The following is a 23,041-nucleotide window of genomic DNA, read 5'->3' as shown; positions in this document are numbered from 1 at the left end:
CGACAAAACCCGCCTGCCTTATAAATTTTATATAACTGTCAATCAAATCAACCGCCGTAAATCATATTCGGCAAAAACAGCACCAACTGTGGGAAGAAAATACAGATTGCCAACGTAGCCAAAATTGCGATAAATAATGGTACGGAATATTTGGTCGTATCCTGTACAGAACAGTCCATAATATTCGAGCAGGTATAAAGCGCCACCCCAACCGGCGGTGTAGAACATCCCATAGTGACAATGGTCATCATGATAATACCAAAATGTACCGGATCAATTCCATATTTCGTAATGATCGGAATCAAGATCGGTGTCACAATCAGAGTGATAACCGTTGTTTCCATAAACATACCAAACACAGTCAGCATGATCAGGATTAACAAAAGTAATATGTACTTGTTGCTGGTCAGACCTACAAGCATGGTAGTCAAGGTCTTAGGAAGCTGGTCAAATACAACGCCATAACTAAATATTCCAGAGAAGGCCAAAATCATGGTGATAACAGACAAGTCCTTTACACTGTCTACAATACACTTTTTAAACTTTTCCAAGTCCAGTTCCTTATAAATAAACAATCCCACAAACAACGCATAGAACACTGCAAATGCGCCGGACTCAGAGGGGGTCATAACCCCAAACCTGATCAGCACAATCAAAAGAATTGGAAACAGCAAGGCCCAGATACTCTCAATGCAAGATTTAAGAATCACACCTGGCGGTGATGGTTTGTCGTGATCCGGCTTGTATCCAAAATGACGAGCAGACCAGGAGGTCGCGATCATCATAAAAACACACATGATAATACCCGGCAAAAAGCCTGCCACAAACAGACGGCCAATCGAAACTTCTCCTACAGTACCATAAAGAATCAACCCCATAGATGGTGGGATCGTAGCCACGATCAGACCGGACAAGCAGTTAATTGCCGCAGCCCACCCCGGAGCATAGCCACGCTTTGTCATCTCTGGTCCCAGAATACGGCATTCCATTGCCGCATCAGCAACCGCAGACCCTGATACGCCCCCCATAAGAGTTGACAGTACAACAGAAACCTGTCCAATAGAACCATACATATGACCAGTTAACACATTTGCCAACTTTACCAGGCGAGATGTGATGCCGGTATTATTCATCAGATTTCCCGCAAAAATAAACAGCGGGATTGCCAGCATCGTGAAAGACTGAGTAGTAGACAAAGACTTCTGTACCAAAATCGTCCATGGGATCTCCGGTCGCATCAGAAAAAATGCAAAACCTGACACCGCAATCGCAAAAGCCACCGGCATACCCAAAAACAGGAGAATCAGGAAAAATCCAACTGCATTTAACATTCATTAACCCCCCATTCTTTTACCGGTCGTTTGATATCACCGATTAATTTTCCGATCATACTGAAGAACATGAGCAGCGATCCCACCGGTACAGCAAGAGTACACCATGCATAACTCATTTTCAATGTATTAAATGTACGGTTCCAACTCTGGGATACCAGTAAAAATCCGTAAACAATCAGGATCAGCAAAAACAACAGCATAAAGAAATCAAATACAAGCATCAGCGCTTTCTGAACCAGCTTTGGGAACTTATTGGTCAACATATCAATGCGGATCAAACTTCCGCTCTTGATGATGATGTCCGAGCCAATAAATGTCAGCCATCCAAATGCCAGCAATGAAACGTCCTGTGCCCAGTTCACCGGCATTCCAATTGTTCTGGCCACTGCGGACCAGAACACCAGAACTGCAATCATGCACAACATTGCACCAGCCAGAAGCTCCTCTGTCTTCAAAATTACAGCAGATATTTTCTTCATCTTAAAGCTTCCTCTCTACATTGCAAACTTATCTCAGGATCAAAACTCAACACTAATTTATTTTTCCAATCTCCTTATACAGCTGCTCCCTCAACTCTGCATAGCCAAGCTTATCATACACAGGATCAACAGCTGCCTTAAACGGAGCCACATCTGGCTCAACTACTGTCATTCCTCCCTCAACCATAGCTTTTTCTGCCTCGTCTGCCTCAGTCATAACATCAGCTGCTGTCTCCTGACCGACTTCAATCGCGGTCTCAACCAACAGTGTCTGCAGATCTTCCGGCAGGCTGTCAAACCAGCTCTGACCACAAATCAATCCCTGCATCAACTGGAAATGCGCGGTCTTAGACTGATACTTGGTTACTTCGTACAATCTGGATGGATAAGTAGAAGTGTTCTGTGCCTCACATCCCTCCAGTGCTTTGGACTGAATTCCATTGTAAACCTCTCCCCAGGACATAGAGATCGGAGTTGCTCCCATAGCCTGTATGGTCTCGGTACATACCTCCTGACCGATCGTACGAATTCTCAATCCTTTTAAGTCATCAGGAGTGTTAATTGGCTTATTCGTCATGAAATGGCGAGGACCGTCATAAAATGTAAAGGACAAAATCTTGATCCCGTGATCCTGTGACAAGGTGTCCGTCCATCCTTTAAAAGTATCAGTTTGTGTCACTTTATAGCACTCGTCATAATTATCTGCAAAATAACCCATCATCAAAATAGAGAAATCCTTTACATACTGCCCCATACGGGAAGCATCCGTATTAACAGCTACATTTGCCCCCTGAATTGCCTGCTCAAGCACATCTTCGTCACTTCCCAGCTGCCCGGACGGGAATACAGTAACTTTTAATCTTCCTCCGGACTTTTCATTCAACTCATCTGCCAGCTTCTGATAGTTTCTGGTGATCAATGCCTGCTCTGTCTGAGAAGTGGAAATCTTTAATTCGTACACCTTGTCGTCACTTGCGGCTGTATCACCGCTATCGCTGCCTCCACTCTGCGCCTGTGTTGCCGCCGGCTGTGCGTTGCCCATTCCCGGCATTCCGCTGCATGCTGTCATCGCTATCATGGCAACAGTCAAAACGCTTGCTACTAATACTCTTTTTTTCATAGTTATCCCCTTTCCCTTTTCAGGTGATTAGCGATTTTTTACATTCGCTAAACGTTTATATATTTACTTTAATAAGTATAAACGTTTACATATTTTTCATCAAGCACTTTTTACCAGAAATCTTTAACAGTTTTTTTACTATTTTTTTATGCATTCTTCACAATGTCATATTTTTAAAACTTTTTTATATTTTTTTTGTTTTCATTTTGACAATATTTCAAGAAACCTTTACAATATTTATGTATGCCTGTCAGCAGACCAATTCAGAGGAGGTGAACTAACACATGGTGACAATCAAAGACGTAGCAAAAAAATCCGGCTATTCCGTGTGCACAGTTTCACGCGCCCTCTCCGGCAAAGGCTATCTAAAAGAAGAAACCCGAAAAAAGGTTCTTCAGGCTGTGGACGAACTGGGATACCGTCCCAATACTCTGGCCGTCAATTTAAAAACCGGACGTCGTCAGACACTTGCGCTGATTTTGCCGTCACTGACCAATATTTATTATACGAAGCTGGAAGCCTATCTGGAAGCTTGCGCGTCAGAAAAAGGCTATATCATTTATCTGAGCAACACAGAAAACTGCCTGGAAAAAGAAAGGCAGATTATCAACAATCTGATTGGAATGGATATTGCTGGCGTCCTTATCGCTTCTGCTACCGGCGAACATACCCACATTATGAAGCTTGCAGACTATAACATTCCCTATGTTTATCTCAACCGTTCTTTTGAGGATGATATGGAGCACTGCCTCTCTCTGGACAATAAAAAAGCGGCTTACGATGCCGTCAATTACATGATCAAACTGGGGCATAAACAAATCGGTGGGATTTTCCAGAATTTTGACAACGCTACTTATCGAGAACGCTATGACGGTATGGTAAAAGCGCTAAGCGAGCACAACCTGACCTGCAATCCCGACAATATGCTGTTTGATATCAACCCAGAAGACATGGGTGCCACTCCGGGCCGCATCATTCAGCTCCTCCAAAAACCAGATCGCCCAGAGGCCATTTTTGCCTGTAATGACATGACTGCATTTAGTATTTACCGTGCCTGCTATATCCTGGGACTGCGGATTCCCAATCACATTTCCGTATTCGGATACGATGACTGCATTATGGCGAACTTTGTGACACCGCCTCTGTCCACAGTCAGTGTTCCGGTTCCTCAATTAGCTGCAATTGCGGTTGATTTCATTCACAACTATCTGGAAACCGGAACCATGATTAAGCTGCCCACCTTAAAGGCTTCCCTGGTCATCCGTAACTCTGTTCGCAATCTGAATCTAGATTAAGCAATTATGATTCCATCTCCCTGCCCGGATACACGATCACCAGTTCCGTATCCGATGCAGGGATGATCCGATATTTTCCCACTCCTGCCGCAATAACAAAACTGTCTCCTTCTCTTAGGGAAACTGTTTCATCTCCCTGCTCTGCAACACACGCACCAGCACATATAACACCCAACGTAAACTTATGATTATGCTGTATTTCGGTCGGTCCGATAATATTGAATTTCTCCACAAAAAAGCAAGACGTCAGAGTTTCATTCACCAGGCACATCCGGCTGCAAGTACCGCTCTTCTCCATCACTTGCGGTTGAATCCGGCACTTTTCTTTAATCTCTTCCCGGGAATACTCCGTATAATCAAAAATATCCAGACAGAATTCCAGGTCCTGGCTCATAAACCGACCAGCCTCCGGCACTACAATCCCTTCACGCTCAAATTCACACCTAACCACCAGATCTGATGGTTCCATGATCTCCAGCATCGTAATCCCCTCGCCGATTGCATGGGGCATTCCCCCCGGAATATACCACACCTCGCCAACCTGCACGGGAATCTTCTCAAAACAGGCATCCATCCGCTCCTTATCCTGCGTTTCTATGATCTCCCTCCAGCCCGCTCTTCCCGGAGTGTGTTGGAAACCCAACCGAATATATGGGTGGATATCTTCCCTCACATTTAAAATGTAATAGCACTCCAGTTTACCATATGCTTTCCCCATCACTTCCCTAGCAAACTCAGTAGATGGGTGAGCCTGCACATGCAGCCGCATACTTGAATCCAGGATCTTAAGGAGAAAACTCAACTGACAGCTACCATCCTGATGGATCCCGGTTCCCAGATAGTATTCCCGGTTTTCATCCACCAGATCCCGCAAAAACCGTATCCCCTCTTCTGTCTCAACCAGAGCAAGCCCTTCATGGGCCATAGGTTCCATTCCCGGATTAAAAGCCTCCACCATGGATCCCACCCACTCCTCCGGCATATCATTGTCCCGACACACCGTCTTACCATGCATCCGGTCAATTCCAGCACCGCCTCTGTAATTTCTACGCACCCGGTTCTCCGGTAATTTTATAAGTCCTTTTCTCATTTGCATCTCCTATTTCATCCGTTGTATTTTATCAATTAAATCCAGATAATCCGCTCCATATTTCTCATAAACCGGCTCCATTGCTGCTCTCCAAGCATCTAAGTCCTCCGGTTCTATAATTGTAACACCTGCCCGCTCTAAAGCCTCATAAGCTTCCTGATCCGCCTCGGCAATGGCCTTACTGTTAAATTCCTGTGTCGCCCTGGCTGCCTCTTTAAGGGCCTCCTGATATTCAGGCTTTAAGTTTTCCCAAGTGATCCTGCTTACCAAAATCACTCCTGGGGAATATGTATGACCGTCTTTCACATAGTAAGGCGCTACTTTGTAAAATTTATTATAATAATAACTGACCGGCGGATTTTCCGCCCCATCCACAGCCTCCGACTGCAACGCTGTATACAATTCCACATAGTCGATTGGGACCGCTTTTGCCCCCAGAGCCTCCACCATATCCCCCATCATGGACGTAAGCTGCACACGGATTTTCAAATCTTTCATATTATCCAACTGCCTTACCGGATAGTCTGACGTGAAGAAGTTTCTGGCTCCTTCATCCAAGTATGCCAGTCCTATCATACCGGTACAATCCTGAATGTTGTCCAATATCTGTTGTCCCAGCTCACTGTCGCATACGTTCCAAAAATGTTCGCGGTCCCGGAAAATATATGGCAAAGCCAGAGCCGATACCATTGGTTTACCGCATTCTACCAGCGACATGCTGTTGCCCCTGTACAAGTCCAGCGCGCCCATCTCCATCGCCTGATAGCAACGGGCATCATCCCCTAACTGGCCGGACGGATAAATATCAACCATTACTCTTCCCTCCGTCAGCTCGCTGACCTTATCCGCAAAAAACCTGGCCGACTCCGTCATGATGTGTCCCTCCGGATTAACTTCTCCGTATCCCAGAACCAACTCCGGTTCGCTATCTGCCCCATTACCCTTACTGTCTAACACCACATAAGCGCCCAGACAGCCGCTAACCAGCACTGCCAACACAGATCCTATGACAATCTTTTTTTTCAATCTACACCTCCTGTTGCCTCACGATTAAATCTTTTGAACCTGCATTTTGGAGAAAAAATCCACATGGTACTTCAAATTATCACCGTTAAAATTTAGCTGTTCCAATTTTTCAAACCGGGTTACCGCCTCAGATGTCTTGATCCTAATCCCAGGCATCCGGTTAATTCCCCGAATTATGGTCATCAGGCTACGGCCAAAATTAAGCTTCACCGGTACATCCTGATAATCCAACAGATCCTCCATCTGATCAATCAACTCCTCCAGATTGTTCTTACTTCTTTTCCGATCTTCTTGGGATAAATCATGGATAATTGTGTCCTCTAACTCACTGATCCACCGCATCCCTTTCGTCATGCGCTCAAATTCCTGCTGTTTTTCAGAATCCGAATATTGATAGATAAAAGCCATTGATTCTTCATACGCATCAGCCAACCGCTCGACGCCCTCATAAGTACCGCTGGTGCCACAAGCTACCAGAATCTTCTGATCCCCCGCCAGATAATTCCTTGCCCGATTAATACAGCCTGTCAACTCTGTAAATGCATCCTGCTGCGGAGAATACAGGCAAATGGCCATCTGATCCATCCAGATACTGTTAAGCACTGTCACCCCCGACATCTGAAAATAGTTTTTAAGCACCGCCTGGGAAAATCCCCCCATATTGATCAGCGCCGGACTGGATATTAAAACCACCTTAAACCACCCCTGTCCAACACCCCATAAGGCAAAATCTTTTTCCAGTTCCACCGCCTTTCGACGGCGATAAAACAGATTCCATAACAAATCTTTCTCCAAATCCTGATAAAAATCAAATTCTTCTCTATCTTTATCTGCCATGCTATGGGAATAGGAAAGAAGCGCCAACGAATCCTCCCGTTCCCGAACTCGGGCAATCACCTTGTCAAGTGCTTCTCGAAGTTCAGAATCCAGATATGGTTTAAGAAGATAGTCTGTCACGCCCAGTTTAATTGCCTGCTTTGCAAAAGAGAAGTCACTGTACGCAGAAATAATCACAATCTGAACATCCGGATACTTCTTCCCTATCTCCTCCGCAGCCTTCAGTCCATCCATTCTGGGCATCTTGATATCAAGCAGTACAATCTGCGGCTTGCACTCCACCAGCTTTTCCATCAAATCCACCCCATCCGTAGCTTTATACACAATCTCTAATAGATTTTTATAATTCTCCCGAATTACTTTCTCCAGATAATCCCTCTCATACTGTTCATCATCTGCTAATATAACACGTAACATATCCATTCCCTCCTACAGTGATCACATTTTGTACAGTTTCAGCGTTATCTTCGTAACACCATTCAGCCGCTCTATCTGCAAAACATCTTCTTTTTTATAAAACAATTTCAGCCGTTCCCGCACATTATTTAAACCTATTGAAGTTTTAGGAATAGCCACATTCTGCGAAAACTCCTTCTGCTCATCTATTATCGGAAATCCTACACCATTATCTGCAACCACTACCTCAATATACTCCAACTTCTCTGTTATCAAAATATCGACTTTCCCACCACTTATCCGATCCTTTAATCCATGTTGAATACTATTTTCCACCAGCGGTTGAATCGTCAGTGGTGGAATCATCACATCCTTATCTAAAAACGATTTGCGCACATCCAGGCAAAATGTCACACGTCCCTTTAAGTGTAGCTTTTCTATATAAAGATACGACTGCAAAAGCTCAATTTCCGCATCCAGCGGAATCGACATAGTCTTGATTTCTATGCTGCTGCGAAGAATCCTGGAAATTGCTTTTACTAACTGAATAGATGTATCTCTTTCCCCTAACTGTATACTGCGAACGACCAAGCTTAGCGTATTAAACAGAAAATGTGGATTCATCTGCATCTGCAACTCCCGAACTTTGGCCTCTGCCAACCGTTCTTTCATCTGGTGGGTCTCCTGCAGTTCTGTGATCATGACCCGAATCTGCCGCTTCATCTGGTCAAAAATTCCGGACACTTGATTCAGTTCCGTATATGGAGTTTCCTCAATATCCGCCGCTTCCAGATTGTTATTCATAATCTCTTTAGCGGCATCTGTCAGCCGACCGATTGAATTCAGAATACTGACGCTCATCCGATGATTTAAAACCATGCACAAAATACATGCCCCAATAAAAAACAGAACCATCACGGTATTAACCATCCGCAATCTGCTACTGTACCCAGCGAAGGATGTATTGAGATATTCCAGATACTGGCTCATCAATTGATTCAAATTCCGTTCAATCTCCAAATCCACCTCCTCCAGATCCGAAGTCAGACTTGGATAATAATGTTCTCCAGGCCAGATATACGAATCCTCCAATTTTTTTCTGTATTCTGTCACCTGGCAGACAATTCGGTAAGTCATCTTACACTTTCGGTCATTCTGCATTTTCTCAACCAGTCCACGCAACTGATAGTCAAATAACTCGCTGTCCTCATGATACTGCTTAAGAGAACTCTCATCATGGCTTTTACTGTATAACTTAAATGAAGTCCGTCTCTTATTATTAAGCATTAACAGCTCGTTAACCTCTTGATAGTTCTGTAAAAGTTTGTTGTATCGATGTGAGGACTCGGTAGCTACAAATACATTGGATGCTATAAAGATAATCGCTACTATCATCAGAATCAGATGATTTTCCGTTACTTCTTTTCTTATGGATTTCATAGGACCCTTTCCAAAGATGCATTTTTATTGCTTACATGAATATTTTACCACATAATACTTTTTTTGCGAAACCTTTATGTACCATTTTTGGTAGTAATTATCCCTCATTTATAAACCAAAAACCGGAAAAAGTTCTGGCTCACTTAAGCCATCCCCTTCCCCGGCAAATAAATCCTTATTCTTATTTCGTCAAATACCCTCCGTCAACCGGAATCACCGCGCCATTCAAGTAATCGCTGGCCGCAGACGCCAGAAACAAAACCGGCCCCTTTAGATCCTCCGGAGTTCCCCAGCGCCCGGCTGGAATCCTGGCCGTGCATTCGTCCTTACGCTCCTGGGTCATGTTCGCACACATCTCCGTATCCATGTATCCCGGCGCAACGGCATTGCAGCAAATGCTGTGGTCCGCACAGTCGGAGGCAATGCTTTTGGTCAACTGCACCACCGCTCCTTTTGCCGCTGTGTATGCAGGTATGGTAGTCCCTCCAAAGTAGGAGCACATGGAACCGATATTGATGATCTTACCAATGGTCTCCCTATCCCGCATCACCTGGATGGCTTTCTGGCACATGAACCATACATGGTTTAGATCCACATCGATCACCAGCTTCCACATTTCCTCCGGAAATTCCCACGGCTCATAACGCCTCTGCACTCCCGCGGCAGGGATCATCACATCCAGGGCCCCGCCCAAAAGCTCCATGGCTTCGTCAAACATCCGGTCAATCTCCGCTTTTTTAGAAAGGTCCCCGCAGACTCCATAGGCTTTATAGCCCATGACCTGGTACTCCTTTACCACGGCATCCAGCTTCTCCGCCTGCAGGTCCATCAGGACCACCTCTGCGCCGTTTTCTAAAAGCCCCTCTGCCATGCCGCGGGAAAGCCCCTGGGCTCCCCCGGTGACGATGCAGCGCTTTCCTTCTACACTAAATGCTTTCTTATAATCGTAAGCCATACTATGCCTTTCTTTCGCCATCATAATTTTCCAGCCGCTGGATCGCCCCATAGATCATATCCTTCGTGACCGGATAAGGCGTATGGAGCATCTCCTGGTTCGCCATAGTCACTTCCAGCACATCCTCCAGAAGATCCTCCTTCTCAAGCTCTAAGTCCGTCAGGCACACCGGAAGCCCGATCTCCCGGTGAAGCGCATAGGTCCGGCTTAACTTTTCCCAGTCCTCATCCACCATCAGGTTGACCAGGGTGCCATAAGAGACCGCTTCCCCGTGCAGATGGTTCTTCTCAATATGCTTGCGGCTGGTGAGACCGTAAAACAGTGCATGGGCGATCCCTCCGTTATAATCCGGATGCACCGACACGGACACGATTCCGGGAGAGATCACAATATTCAGGATCGTATTTTTCAGTTCTTCACTGACCTTCCCCGCTGCGGCATCCCGGAGAGCCTGCGCGCCGTCCTGGAGGATCGGGTAAAAGCACATGCGCCCCGCGGCGATCCCCAGCTCGCTTCCGTAATCCAGGCGCTCCCCGGCTTTTGCGGACCAGGACGACTCCACGTGCTTTGCCATGGCATCGCCTATCCCCGCCCACAGATAGCGCACCGGCGCGGCAAGCACGAGGCTGGGGTTGATAAAACAGTGTACCGGGACATTGGTCAGCCGGGGAATATCCATAAATGACCCGTCTTCATGGTACATGATACTGATCTTTGTGATCGGAGCACAGTTCGAGGCAATGGACGGTACCGTAAACACCGGCTTTCCCAGCTTATCTGCCGCCAGCTTTACCGTATCGATGCATTTTCCGCCGCCGACAGCGAGCAGCATGTCCGCTTCCTGTACCGCTCTGTCTGAAATGATTTTTTCCACATTCTCATAGGTGGCGTCATGACCGTAGACAAACTCCCGCGTCAGCTCAAGTCCCGCTTTTTCTATGGCGGGAACCACCAGATCCCGTGCAGCCGCCCATGCCTTTTCCCCATGGATCACCGCAACCGAAGCTCCGTATTTTCCCATCTCAGGTTTAAACGCCTCAAAAGCATGCTCCCCAACCGTAAATTGGGGCAGATAGATAGATTCCATCCAGGCTTACCTCCCAGCCACCACTTCATCCACAAACGCCTTCAGTTCATCATCCTTACATCCCCCGTAGAAGCAGTCCAGGAATCTCGGGATCATACACTCCCGCACCATCTGCGGGTCGATTGATCTAAGAGCCTCTAAGAGCGGCTTGGCAACCTGTTTTTTCACCTCAAACAGCAGGTTGGCATTGCGGTTCTGCGCTTCTTTTCTTCCGTCCGGATAACCCATGCCCTTGGGAGAACCAAATGCTCTGGTGAAAATATTGTTCAGATTCAGCTCCGCGCCCCATCCAAAGCCTTTGGCAAACGGGATCGCCAGCGCATTGCCGTTGTTGATCTGTAAGAAAAGATAGGCGTCGGTCGGCTCAATACAATATCCGCACACAACGCCCGGATACATATTGAGTGACATGAGCGCGCCCTGCCCCGTACCGCAGCCGGTGATAACAAAATCCACCGCCCCGGAATTCAGTAACAATGCCGCCTGAATGCCCAGGTGCAGGTAGGTCAGCCTCGGGTTCTCCTCCGTATATGCCTCCGGCACGTCCTGGTCGGACAATGGCTTCTCCATAGCTGCGTTATAGACCTGATGTCCCATCGGCTCGACCACTTTCTTAAGTTCATTAACAATGATCGGGTTTTTCGGCGCCTGGCTGAATTCATTTAATACTGCTATCTTCATGTTGATATCCTCTTTTCTTTTTTGTAATAAAAAATTTTAAGTAACCGTTTAAAGCTTCTGCCGCGCGATCACCTCGTCCGCATCCGCCTTCATCCTCAAAAATTCCTCCTGTGTCAGGGGAATATCCAGGGATCTGGCTGTATCCTCGATCTGCGGCAGCTTCCTGGCTCCGCAGAGCACGTTGATATTGGGCGACAGCATGGAATTCCACTTGATACAGAGGTTTGCCAGTGTACACTGGTATTTCTCCGTCAGATCCTTCCACCCTGCAAGCATCTCATTGGCGATCCGGATATTCTCCGAACGCCACCATGCCTTTCCATCCCGCACTTCCCCCGGCTTCGGCACATAATCGTTGGACGCCTTTCCGGCCAACAGCCCCTGCTCGATGGGAGAGTAGGTCTGCAAAGAGATCCCATGCTCTTCACAGAACGGCAGAAGCTCCGCCTCCGGCTTCCGGTCCAGGATGCTCAACTTCTCCTGGATCACATCAAGCTGCCCCGCAGCCACATAATCCTTTAAGATCCGCAGATCCACATTGGAGGCGCCGACCGCCCGGATCTTGCCCTCCTGTTTCATCTTAAGAAGCTCTCCCATGGTCTCCGCCACCGGTACCAGCCCGTAGGTCTTACACTGCCAATGGGTGTAGTACACGTCCACATAGTCCGTGCCCATGGCCTTTAAGCTCAGCTCCAGGTCCCGCCTGATCGCTCCCGGCGACAGATCCCGGTGCACCTGATGGCCCTCCTTACAGAAATGCGGCTCCCCGCCGCCGTCATACCACTGGAGCCCGCATTTGGTGGAAATGATGACCTGATCCCGGGGCAGCTCCTTTAAGGCCCGGCCCACAACCTCCTCGCTATGTCCAAATCCGTACACCCGCGCCGTATCGATCCAGTCGATCCCCAGTTCCACCGCCCGGTGAATCGTGTCAACAGACATCTGATCGTCGTTAGTTCCCCACCATTCTCCTCCGCCGATCGCCCAGCACCCCAGCGCCAGGCCGCTTGCCATAATACCAGATTTACCTATCTCTCTTTTTTCCATCTCTGTCACTCCACTCTTGCCACCATCTCGCCGAACTGTTCCTTTTCCTTCCGGATAAATTCCTTAAGCTCGCTCTCCGTCGGCATGTCGGGACTGCATCCGTGGGATGCTACCAGCATGGATGCAGACGCGGAACCAAGCTCTAAGCAATCCATCATCTCATATCCGTTTAAGATCCCGAACAGGAAGCTGGACGCATAACCGTCCCCGCCTCCAAAGCCTTTTAACGCATTTACCGGGAACGGCCGGATGGAATAGGATCTGCCGTCCTTTGTGTAGGCAGTGGAGCCCTCCTTTCCATGTTTGATGACTACGATGGATGCCTGTCCTCTGCACCAATACCGGGCAGATGCCTCATCGGTCCCGTCAAGGCCCAGGAACCTTTCCGTCAGATCGTACTCCTCCCTGGAGCCAAGGATGATATCGCTGTCCCGCGCCACCGCCGCATAATACACGGCGATCTCATCCTCACTCTTCCAGTTGTACGCCCGGTAATCGATGTCGAAAATGACCCGGACCCCGTTCTTTTTTGCCAGGGCCACGGCCTTTAACGCCGCCTCCCTGGACGGACTGGCTGCCAGGGCCGTGCCGGAGATCAGGACTGCCTTTGCCTGAGCCAGATAATCCTCGTCAATATCCTCCGGGCACAGGGCCAGATCCGCGATCCCGTTCCGGTACATCAGGATGCTGCTCTCATCATGGCTGAGGATCTCCGTGAAGGTCAGGCCCAGGCTTTCCCCGTTCTCACATGTTCGGATATGGGAGGTATCGATGCCCTCCTCCTCAAAAAAATCCGTGACAAATTCTCCAAACCTGTCGTCTGATACCCTCGCAAAAAATCCGCACTTTTTTCCCAGACGTGAAAGGCCCACTGCGATATTGGCAGGGGAGCCGCCCACATATTTTTTAAAGGTCCCGCTCTCCGCCAGGGTCTTATAATAATCCACAGGATTAAAGTCTATGGCAACCCGCCCCAGCAGGATCAGATCATACTTTTTATCCTCGCCAAACTCCACATATCTCATCGTCAAATCCTCCCTCGTCCTGATTTTCCGCCGCTACCAGAGCCTTCTGTAAAGCTCCTCCATGATCTCGACACTGACCTCTCTCCTGGTATTGGAGGGGCTTCCGGAAGCAAAGGCATCAGACGCCATCTTCGGTACCGCTTTCATGAACTCCCCTTTATCAATCCCATATTCTGCAAGAGTCGGGATACCGATATCCTGTAAGAGCTGTTCGACCTCGTGAAGAAGCTTCGTTGCTGCGTCATATGCAGGATCCTGCTCTTTAGCAAAACCGCAGGTTACTGCGATATCCGCAAACCGCTGTATCGCGCTTTCCGCCACTTCAGTCAATGCACCGGCCTCCGCGCCATCCGCCGCGCCAGCCAGCGCTCCGCTATCCGCCGCGCCCATCTCACCAGCTTCCGCACCGTCCAGCACATATTTTAAGCAAACATTCAGCAGCATGGCGTTAGAGATCCCGTGGGGCACATGGAACAGCGCGCCGATCGGGCGGCTCATCCCATGAACGATCGTCACAGAGGCGTTATTAAATGCCATTCCTGCCTCCAGCGCCGCAAGGGACATCTGAATCCGGCTCTCCTCATTGTCACCCTGTCCCCACGCAGTGCGCAGATGCCCGAATATCCTGCGGCACGCAGAAAGGGCAAAGGTGTCGGAAAGAGGCTGCGCCTTTTTGGAGGTGTAAGCCTCGATCGCATGGGTCAGGGCGTCCACGCCCGTAGCCGCGGTGATCTTCGGCGGCGCCGTCATGGTGAACTGCGGGTCGATCACCGCCACGTCCGGCATCAGGGCCGGACCTTTGAGGAGCATTTTCACCTGGCTTTCCGTATCGGTGATGATCGTGAACTGGGTCGCCTCAGATCCGGTGCCTGCCGTGGTGGGTACTGCCACCATCGGAGCCAGCTCTGTCGAGACGGTCCGTCCCATATAGTCAGCCGGTCTTCCGCCGCAGCCGGCAACCATGGCGATCGCTTTCATGGAGTCGATGGGGCTTCCGCCGCCCAGTCCCACCAGAAAGTCACAGCCATTCTCCCGGTAGAGCCGCACGCCCTCCACGATCATCTTGTCGTCCGGCTCCCCGTTGATGCCCGAATACACCACGCAGGATACTCCCGCCTGAACCAGCATGTCCGTTACCTTCTTCAGATTCCCAAGCATCTCCATGGTTGTGTCAGTCACCACAAGCGCCCTGCTCCCCAGTGAACCGATCGTCTCAGCCGCCCGCAGAAGCGCCTGGTTTCCGCTGATGATCATCCCCGGAGCCATAAATACATCCGCCATCCAAAGTCCCTCCTTTTTTATGAAAATGCCTCCAGCAGGTCCTCATAAGTCCCCGCGTGCTGCAGTTTCTCCATAGTCGCATCATTCCCCAGCTTACCTGCCAGCTCCGCGATCAGCCGCAGATGATCCTTCGCTCCCTCGCTGTCGGACGGCACCGCAAACAGAAAGAACAGCCGGGACGGTTCCCCGTCGTAGGACTCCCATTCGATCATATCCTGCGTCCGGCCCACCGCGATCCCCACCTTGTCCACATGGTCGGACTTGCCGTGTGGGATCGCCACATGACCTCCGATCCCGGTAATGCCTTCGCTCTCCCGCAGGTAAACATCCCTGATATATCCATCCAGATCCTCGATATAACCGGCATCCTTCAAAAGCCCTGCCAGGTGCCGGATCACCTGATCCTTATTTTCCGCATTCATGTCCAGATCAATGACCCTTCTGTCCAGTATCTCCTTCACTGCCATATCCACATCTCCCCTTTACTTGATAAAATACTGATATAGATCCAACGCGGAATCCATCTTCTTCATCGCCTCCAGATTCTCATCGTCGTCCGTAAGCTGAAGGAAATCTTTATAAAACTGCTTCGTTCGCCTGATCTCAAAATTAGACGTCATTTTCACTGCCAGTAAAAACACTACATCAACCATGTCCTCATGCCAGGCGATCGGTTTGTCCAGAATCGCCACAACGATCCTCGACTCGTTGATCTCCGCCATATTTCCATGGGGGATGGCGATCCCCCTTCCGATGCTGGTGGTTGTCGCCCGTTCCCGGTCAAACACGCTGGGCAGGTAGTGGGGCGTCACATCCCCCTTTTCCTCCAGCTTCTTCACCATCATCGTGATCAACTGATCCTTCTCCTCCACCTTTGGACGGAGCAGGAGCAGATCCATCTCAAAAAGCTGGTGGCACAGGCCGTTAAAACGGAATTCCGGTTTCTTCCGGTAGCTGAATATCTGGCTGACCTTCTGTCGCACCAGCTCGATCCCCTGTTCATTTAACCGGGAACCCACATTGACCACTCTGGAATCCTCTATCCTGGAATCCGAAGTATTTACGATTACATCCACGTCCCGGTACGGATCCAGCTTGAAATCGTGGTTGCTGACCGCCTGGATCTCCATGATCTCAGGAATATTGTACTTCAGCATTTCGATGGCAAGCTGGCTGGACGCCAGCCCCTTCTCACTGATAAACAGCGCCGTCAGCGGCCGCCCCTTTTTCTGGCGTATGATAGCCGCCTGGATGTAAAGGGCGATCCCCGCCAGTTCGTCCTCCGTCACCTGCACGTCGTAATACTCCTCAAACAGGCTGCTGGTGGACCAGGTGGCAAGAAATGTCTGCTTATATTCTTTCTTAACATATTTACTGATACTCTCCCCGGTGGCCGTCGAATACTTCATGCGGAAGATCGCCGACCTCATGTGCAGCAAAAGGCTCTCATACAGCACCGTATCCTCCGACAGATCGATATCCAGCACCGCATCGATCGTCTCTATGACCAGCCTGACAAAGGCCGCCAGATCCTTGTCATATTTTTTCGTAAAATCCTCGCCCTGGAGATTGGCAAAATTCTTGATCTTTTTCGCGGTCAGCAAAAGCACCGCCAGGAGCATCACATCCTCCTCGGAGATCTGGATCTGGTATACCCGCTCGATCCTCTGGTAAATGGACTCTGCAAATGAATATTCATTATAATTCTGAATGTCATCCCGGTTGGTCCGATAAAAGGTCTGACCGGCTGTCTGCCTTCTTGCCAGGGACAGACAGGTCATGATCCATGCCATCTTAAAGGAATCATCCGCCAGCTCGATCCTCCAGGCATTTTCCGCCTCCACGATGATCCTGCGGATCCTGGCGGTATCCACGCCCGGCGCAAAGGTGCCCATCAGGGCCTCCATCACCTCCGGCATCATCTCCATCATATAATCCCGGATGGCAATCCGGAATCCATACTCATCGCCGGTCAGGCGGATCCCCTTGCTCCGCAGGGACTCCACTTTTAAATTCCGCTCCTCAAACCAGTAGGAAACGTCCTTTACCAGTCTCCCTACGGTCGGCGGGCTTAGATAAAGGCTGTCCGACAACTGCTGGAGCGTGGTGATCTCGCCTGCCTTTAATTTCAGCAGTTTCCCGATGAGCTGTTTATTGCGGTTGTCCAGTTGAGCCGCAGGGAGCAGCCTGTTGTCCGCAGTCAGATTTGCACGGAGTCGCTTTTTCTGCTCCTCATCCGCCTCCAGCCATACACCCGCTCCCTGCTTCTTACAGATGCGTCCGAGATTCTCCCGGATCATCCAGTCATTGATCTGGTTGATCCGGGTCCGCACTGTTTTCTCCGATAAGCCTACATTGTCCGCAACCGCAAAGGTCGTATAGGTTCCGCCCTCCAGAAGACAGTTGATTATTCTACTATTATACAATGCATCCTTATCCTGCTTCAACCGTACACCTCATTCTTCCAACAATTTTTATGAGTTTTCTCTATTCCCGGCTCTCGCTGACTGCCTCCCCGTAGATATACCGCCCTGAGGAGCCGATCACCTTCATGTAATCCTTCACAAACTGTTTGATGCCGGCCTCCGCTGCCATGCACAGGTGCATGTAATCCATCCCCGGCTCTTTTTCAAGAGCGTCCAGCATGGCCTGCTTGCCCGCTTCAAATGCATCGGTACAGACATTGATCTTGTTGATGCCGCCTGCTACTGCCTTTCTCAAGTTATCCTCACCAGAACCGGAGCCACCGTGCAGCACCAGCGGCATGTCCAGGGTATCCTTAAGCTGGCTGAGCCTGTCAAAATCAAGCCTCGGGATCTTACCCTTCGGATACGCTCCGTGAGCCGTACCGATCGCCACCGCCAGGGCGTCCACCCCCGTCCGCATCACAAAATCCATAGCCTGCTCCGGGTTGGTGTACAGATCCAGGTTATCATCATCCGCATCCGCCGCCTGTCCCACATGGCCAAGCTCGCCCTCCACGGAGCAGCCCATGCCGTGGGCCAGGGAACAGATGATCGCAGTGCGCTTCACGTTCTCCTCGTAGGGGAGAGAAGAACCGTCAAACATCACATTGGTAAATCCGGCGTTGATACAGTCTGCGATCACATGGAAATCACTGCCGTGATCTAAGTTCAGCGCCACCGGCACATGGACCCGGGCCGCCAGCTCTTTTACAACCGGGAGCATCTCCTCCATATGGGCATGGTTCTTCATCTGGCCCGGCCCGAACTGAACGATGATCGGGGAGTGCTCTTCCTCCGCCGCCAGGATCCCGGCTCTTGCCATCTCAATATTAATACTGTTCATAGCCATGACGCCATAATTATTTTTATTGGCATCATCAAGAATTGCTTTCATGGAAACTAACATTGTATTTTTATCCTTTCTGATCTAACCTTATGTAAGCCGGGCACGACAGATCCGTGCCCGCCCAGTTTAAGTCAGACAATATTGATATCCAGGTCGATGTCAATATCCTCTTCCTCCGCCGCATTCTCATCATCTGACGGACGTTTCAAAAGCGCATAGGCAACGCCCGTCACTGCGGAACCGATCACCAGCGCGACCAAAAACCACAGCGGGTTGGTCATCATCGGCACCACGAAAATACCTCCATGTCCTGCCACCGATTCACATCCCATACCCACCGCGATCGCGCCTGCCACTGCGGAACCAAGCATACTGCAGGGGATGAATCTTGCCGGGTCTGCCGCTGCGAACGGCAGAACGCCCTCCGTGATAAAGCAAAGGCCCATGGGGAATGCGGTTTTAGCCGTCTCCCGCTCAACCTTGGTAAACTTCTGTTTCTTGATCAGGGTAGCGATAAACACACCGATCGGAGGCGTCATACCGCCGATGATCTTTGCGCACATGGGGCCGTTGATCCCGTCTGCGCCCAGGGCGTTGGCTGCCATGGATGCGGTCTTGTTGACCGGGCCGCCCATATCAAAGCCCATGCAGGCGCCGATCACCGCGCCGATGACGGATTTGGCTCCGCCGTTTAAGGAGATGATCCACTGCTGGAACACATCCATGATATAGGCAAGCGGTATGGAGAACACGCAAAGGAATATCATACCGCAGACCAGAGTGGAAATGACCGGGATGAACATAACCGGCATCAGGCCCTCACACCATTTGGGAAGCTTCCATTTCTTCATCCAGTTTACAAACGCGCCGATGATAAAGGCCATCAGCAGTCCGCCCAGGAATCCCGCCTTGGATTGAGCCGAGCAGTAACCGATCACAAGGCCAGGCACGATACCGGGCCGCCCCGCCATGGAGTAGGCCACGCCTGCTGTCATAACAGCCACGCCGAAATCCATCGCATAGGAACTTAACTTGTTAACGCCCCACCAGAAACCCAGCCAGCTGAACGGGTTTAAGTTGGAAAATGGAGTGGCGCCTGCCTGCACCGCATTGCCGATATCGTAACCGCCGAAGGCCTTTGCCAGCGCGCCCAGGATACCGCCTGCCACAATGATCGGTATCATGTAAGAAATGCCGGTCATAACATGTTTTTTAACATTGCTCACTGTTGTGTTCTTTTGTTTTGCCATTTTAATTTCCCCCTTTTGTATTCACGTCCTACTTCCCAAGCTTTTCATGTATCTTGTTCAGTACTCCCTTCGGTGATTTCATAACGGTGCTGATCGGAATGTCCACGACCGGTTTTCCCTTAAAACGGTCCTTGTTCACCCGGATATCAGCAGAGATCAGGATCACGTCCGCCGCCTTGATCTCCTCAGGCGTAAGCTCGTTTTCCACACCGATGGAACCCTGTGTCTCCACCTTGATGGAATCCCCCAGCTCCTTTGCTGCGTTTTCCAGTTTCTCCTTTGCAATGTAGGTATGGGCAATACCCGCCGTACATGCAGTGATGGCTAAAATCTTCATAGTGTAGCCTCCTCTCTGTAATCTAACTTTAAGATAACACCCAATCCCTGTTCATGGAAAATTTAATACGGCAAATTATTCCGGTAAATTTTATGTAACGCAATCAGATCGTCAGGCTTCCCAGACCCAGCTTTTCCCCGGTCTCCCCGTCAAACAGGATATAGTTCGCCCCCTCAAAACCCATCGTAAGCCTTGTATTCACCGGGAAGTCCACACTTCCGAAGATAACGGAGGTCAGCTTCTGTTTCCCGATCCGGGTGACCAGGATCGTCTCCATTCCAGACGGCAGGGAGGACTCCACGTAGGTCTCCAGGCCCTGGCTCTCCATCTGCTTTAAAAATTCCGGGCGGATCCCCAGAACCGTCTTCCCATGGGCCGGAAGGCTGATCTCCCCCTCCGGAGTGAACCGCAAACGGATATCCTCATTCTCCAGCGCCACCCCGCCGCCTGCCCGGACCCCATTCATGGGGATCAGGTTAATACTGGGGTTCCCGACAAAATCCGCCACAAAGGTATTGGCCGGTCTTCCGTATATCTCAAGAGGAGAACTGTACTGCTGCAAAAGCCCGTTCTTCATCAGGCAGATCCTGGTGGACAGGGTCATGGCCTCCAGCTGGTCATGGGTCACATACACAAAGGTAGCGCCAGTCTCCTGATGCAGGCGTTTTAACTCCGTGCGCATCTCCATTCTCAGCTTTGCATCCAGGTTGGACAACGGTTCGTCCATCAAAAGGATCTTCGGGTTCGTCGCAAGGGTTCTGGCGATCGCCACCCGCTGCTGCTGTCCGCCGGACAGCTCTGAGGGATAGCGGTCCACATACTCCCGGATCTTTAGGGTATCCAAAAGCTCCTCCACCCTGTCCTTAATCTTCTGCTTGTCCCATTTCATATTTTCCAGGCCGAAGGCAATATTTTTGTACACGGTCATGTGGGGCCACAGCGCATAGTTTTGGAACAGGAACCCCACATTCCGCTTATCCGGCGAGATGTCGATCCCTTTTTCAGACGAGTAGACCAGCTCCCCGTCAATATAGATATCCCCCTCTGTGGGCGTCTCCAGTCCCGCGATCATGCGCAGGGTTGTTGTCTTGCCGCACCCGGACGGCCCCAGCAGGGAGATGAAATCCCCGTCCCGGATCGTTAAGTCCAGATGGTCCACGGCACATGATTTACCAAAACGCTTTGTTATATTTTTTAATACGATTTCCGGCATACGATCACCCTCCAATTCCTTTATCGATAGACGCTCCCGTCAGCTTATTTACAGTGTAATTTACAAGCAGCACAATAGCCACGATCACCAGGTTGATCGCATTGGCATACTGATCCCAGCCCTTCTCGTTGTACTGGAAAAGGATCGTAGTCAGCACCTTGTTGGCCGGAGTCACTAAAAGTACAAACAGTGACAGCTCCCTCATGCATGAGATGAAGGGCAGCAGATACCCGGAGATCACCGTGCTCTTCTGGATCGGCACAATGATCTTTCCGATCCGCTTGAACCACCCCACTCCCATGATCATCGCCGCCTCCTCGATCTCCTTGCTGATCTGCAGCATGGAGTTGACGCCGGAGCGGGATGCCATGGGCATATATTTCACGCAGCCGATGATCGCCAGCAGGCCAAAGGTCCCATACAGGGCAGGGATCGGTCCCCTCTGAACCGCAAACATGGACAGGTAGATCGCGGAAAAAGCCATGGACGGGATCAGGTAAGGGATAAAGGTTAAGTTCTCCACAAAGGAGGACAGCCTGCTGCCGCGTCTGCGAACGATGGCGTACCCCGCTAAAAATCCTGCCGTACCGGCGCCGAGAGAGGCCACCAGGCCGAGCTTTAAGCTGTTTAACAGTCCCAGCCATACACTGGGGTTCACCAGGATCCCCGCCTTATCCGCAATGTCATTGGCATTGCCCGGCGCGCCGATCCAGAAATCCAGGGTCAGATTCGCCAGGGAATAATCCCCCTGCACCCGGATCAGGGACTGCAGCACAAAGCTTAACATAGGGATCACCGACAGGCACAACACCGCCGCCATACAGACGGAACTGATGGGGGTCCTCCACTGTTTCAAGCGGAACAGGGAGACATTGGCGCTCTTGCCCGTAACTGTGGTGTAGGATTTGCGTTTGCCGATCGCTTTTTGATTGACCAGCATGATCCCTACGCTGATCAGGATCATGATCAGGGCAATGATATAGCCGTAACCCGGATTCATTCCGTTTAAGGTCCGGTACAGCTGGGTGGTCAGCACATAATACCGCACCGGAAGTCCCAAAAAGGACGGCACCGCAAAGGAACTCATAGCGGAAGAAAATGTGAGGATAAAGGTGGAGAGCACCGCCGGCATCACCATGGGCACCGTGATCTTCCACATCATCCGTTTCCTCGACGTTTTCAGGATCACCGCGGCTTCCTCCAGGTTCGCATCCATATTCCGCAGGATGCCGCCGATCAGGATATAGGCAAACGGGGCATAATGCAGGCCCGTCACCACAATGATCGGGAACGGCCCGTAAGCAAACCAGTTTGCCACTTCGATCCCAGTCAGCGCCGTAAAGATCCCCCGCGCGCCCCCGACGGCGCTGTTCTTAAAAAAGTTCATCCATGCAAGGGCCAGGGTCCAGGACGGCATAATATACGGAAACATAAACAGGGCGGCCATCTGGTTTTTCCACTTTAGATCTGTCCTGGTCACCAGCCATGCAAATCCGCCGCCCACCAGGATCGACACCAGGCAGGGGCCCAGAGAACAGACCAGGGAATTGAGCAGCGGTTTGTAGAAGATATTGATACTGCCCGCATCAAACAACACCTTCTGCCAGTGATACAGCGTAAAATCGCCTGCCTGGGAACCCTTGATCCGCATCAGCTCCGAGTTGTGGACCAGAAACGTGTCTCCTACAATGCTGGCTAATGGGATCAGCACAAGGTATGACAGGATGACCAGGAAAAACACCAGGATGATGTTGTGCGGCTTTTTAAAAAACGCTTTTATCCGGTTTATACGGTTCAATCAAATCCCTCCTTTACTTTCTCAGATGCCATGCAAAA

The 23,041-nt window shown here is 50.1% G+C and carries 21 protein-coding genes; 1 reads left to right on the top strand and 20 read right to left on the bottom strand.

Features of this window, described 5'->3' with window-relative positions:
• Window positions 1-47: 47 nt before the first annotated feature.
• From AB1I67_RS04515 to AB1I67_RS04505, 3 genes are read right to left on the bottom strand one after another with little or no spacing between them, the layout of a single operon-like run.
• On the bottom strand, window positions 48-1,331 hold the full coding sequence (locus AB1I67_RS04515) for a TRAP transporter large permease (RefSeq protein WP_367028622.1): 1,284 nt from the start codon (window positions 1,329-1,331) through the stop codon (window positions 48-50).
• Window positions 1,325-1,813, bottom strand: a complete 489-nt coding sequence (locus AB1I67_RS04510; protein ID WP_367028621.1) for a TRAP transporter small permease — start codon at window positions 1,811-1,813, stop codon at window positions 1,325-1,327. Before AB1I67_RS04510 ends, AB1I67_RS04515 begins: the two co-directional genes overlap by 7 nt.
• A 52-nt stretch (window positions 1,814-1,865) precedes the next feature.
• Window positions 1,866-2,933, bottom strand: coding sequence for a C4-dicarboxylate TRAP transporter substrate-binding protein (locus tag AB1I67_RS04505; protein WP_367028620.1), 1,068 nt, complete (start codon window positions 2,931-2,933; stop codon window positions 1,866-1,868).
• A gap of 284 nt (window positions 2,934-3,217) precedes the next feature.
• Between AB1I67_RS04505 and AB1I67_RS04500 the strand changes: the two genes are divergently transcribed.
• Window positions 3,218-4,228 carry a LacI family DNA-binding transcriptional regulator gene (locus AB1I67_RS04500; RefSeq protein WP_367028619.1) on the top strand — a complete coding sequence of 337 codons (1,011 nt, stop codon included), beginning with the start codon at window positions 3,218-3,220 and terminating at the stop codon, window positions 4,226-4,228.
• Between the two features lie 4 nt (window positions 4,229-4,232).
• On the opposite strand, the gene AB1I67_RS04495 is transcribed toward AB1I67_RS04500, so the two are convergent.
• The 17 genes from AB1I67_RS04495 to AB1I67_RS04415 form a co-directional block, all read right to left on the bottom strand.
• Window positions 4,233-5,318, bottom strand: a complete 1,086-nt coding sequence (locus AB1I67_RS04495; RefSeq protein ID WP_367028618.1) for a mannose-6-phosphate isomerase — start codon at window positions 5,316-5,318, stop codon at window positions 4,233-4,235.
• Between the two features lie 9 nt (window positions 5,319-5,327).
• Entirely contained in the window at window positions 5,328-6,344 is a 1,017-nt protein-coding gene (locus tag AB1I67_RS04490; RefSeq protein ID WP_367028617.1) for a TRAP transporter substrate-binding protein, read from the bottom strand.
• Window positions 6,345-6,368: 24 nt separating this feature from the next.
• A complete protein-coding gene (locus AB1I67_RS04485; protein ID WP_367028616.1) occupies window positions 6,369-7,598 on the bottom strand; it encodes a response regulator in 1,230 nt (409 codons plus the stop codon).
• 21 nt (window positions 7,599-7,619) lie between these two features.
• Complete coding sequence (locus tag AB1I67_RS04480) at window positions 7,620-9,017, bottom strand: histidine kinase (protein WP_367028615.1); 1,398 nt, start codon at window positions 9,015-9,017, stop codon at window positions 7,620-7,622.
• 181 nt (window positions 9,018-9,198) lie between these two features.
• Complete coding sequence (locus tag AB1I67_RS04475; RefSeq protein ID WP_367028614.1) at window positions 9,199-9,972, bottom strand: SDR family oxidoreductase; 774 nt, start codon at window positions 9,970-9,972, stop codon at window positions 9,199-9,201.
• Window position 9,973: 1 nt separating this feature from the next.
• Window positions 9,974-11,059: an iron-containing alcohol dehydrogenase family protein gene (locus AB1I67_RS04470; protein ID WP_367028613.1), complete on the bottom strand. Its 1,086-nt coding sequence runs from the start codon at window positions 11,057-11,059 to the stop codon at window positions 9,974-9,976.
• 6 nt (window positions 11,060-11,065) lie between these two features.
• The gene (locus AB1I67_RS04465; RefSeq protein WP_367028612.1) at window positions 11,066-11,740 is read right to left on the bottom strand and encodes an RpiB/LacA/LacB family sugar-phosphate isomerase; all 675 of its coding nucleotides are present in this window, start codon (window positions 11,738-11,740) and stop codon (window positions 11,066-11,068) included.
• A gap of 48 nt (window positions 11,741-11,788) precedes the next feature.
• Entirely contained in the window at window positions 11,789-12,787 is a 999-nt protein-coding gene (locus AB1I67_RS04460; protein ID WP_367028611.1) for an aldo/keto reductase, read from the bottom strand.
• A gap of 5 nt (window positions 12,788-12,792) precedes the next feature.
• Entirely contained in the window at window positions 12,793-13,812 is a 1,020-nt protein-coding gene (iolC, locus tag AB1I67_RS04455) for a 5-dehydro-2-deoxygluconokinase (protein ID WP_367028610.1), read from the bottom strand.
• A gap of 33 nt (window positions 13,813-13,845) precedes the next feature.
• Complete coding sequence (locus AB1I67_RS04450) at window positions 13,846-15,093, bottom strand: iron-containing alcohol dehydrogenase (protein WP_367028609.1); 1,248 nt, start codon at window positions 15,091-15,093, stop codon at window positions 13,846-13,848.
• 17 nt (window positions 15,094-15,110) lie between these two features.
• Window positions 15,111-15,560 carry a PTS sugar transporter subunit IIA gene (locus tag AB1I67_RS04445; RefSeq protein WP_367028608.1) on the bottom strand — a complete coding sequence of 150 codons (450 nt, stop codon included), beginning with the start codon at window positions 15,558-15,560 and terminating at the stop codon, window positions 15,111-15,113.
• Window positions 15,561-15,575: 15 nt separating this feature from the next.
• Window positions 15,576-17,540, bottom strand: coding sequence for a PTS sugar transporter subunit IIA (locus tag AB1I67_RS04440; protein WP_367028607.1), 1,965 nt, complete (start codon window positions 17,538-17,540; stop codon window positions 15,576-15,578).
• Window positions 17,541-17,580: 40 nt separating this feature from the next.
• Complete coding sequence (locus AB1I67_RS04435) at window positions 17,581-18,465, bottom strand: class II fructose-bisphosphate aldolase (RefSeq protein WP_367028606.1); 885 nt, start codon at window positions 18,463-18,465, stop codon at window positions 17,581-17,583.
• Between the two features lie 71 nt (window positions 18,466-18,536).
• Complete coding sequence (locus AB1I67_RS04430; protein ID WP_367028605.1) at window positions 18,537-19,655, bottom strand: PTS fructose transporter subunit IIC; 1,119 nt, start codon at window positions 19,653-19,655, stop codon at window positions 18,537-18,539.
• A gap of 28 nt (window positions 19,656-19,683) precedes the next feature.
• Complete coding sequence (locus AB1I67_RS04425; protein WP_367028604.1) at window positions 19,684-19,992, bottom strand: PTS fructose transporter subunit IIB; 309 nt, start codon at window positions 19,990-19,992, stop codon at window positions 19,684-19,686.
• Between the two features lie 103 nt (window positions 19,993-20,095).
• A complete protein-coding gene (locus tag AB1I67_RS04420; protein WP_367028603.1) occupies window positions 20,096-21,205 on the bottom strand; it encodes an ABC transporter ATP-binding protein in 1,110 nt (369 codons plus the stop codon).
• A gap of 4 nt (window positions 21,206-21,209) precedes the next feature.
• Window positions 21,210-23,003 carry an iron ABC transporter permease gene (locus AB1I67_RS04415; protein ID WP_367028602.1) on the bottom strand — a complete coding sequence of 598 codons (1,794 nt, stop codon included), beginning with the start codon at window positions 23,001-23,003 and terminating at the stop codon, window positions 21,210-21,212.
• Window positions 23,004-23,041 lie beyond the last annotated feature (38 nt).

Source organism: Clostridium sp. AN503 (assembly GCF_040719375.1).
Classification (GTDB): domain Bacteria; phylum Bacillota; class Clostridia; order Lachnospirales; family Lachnospiraceae; genus Brotaphodocola.
This window is presented reverse-complemented; position numbering and strand designations above follow the sequence as displayed.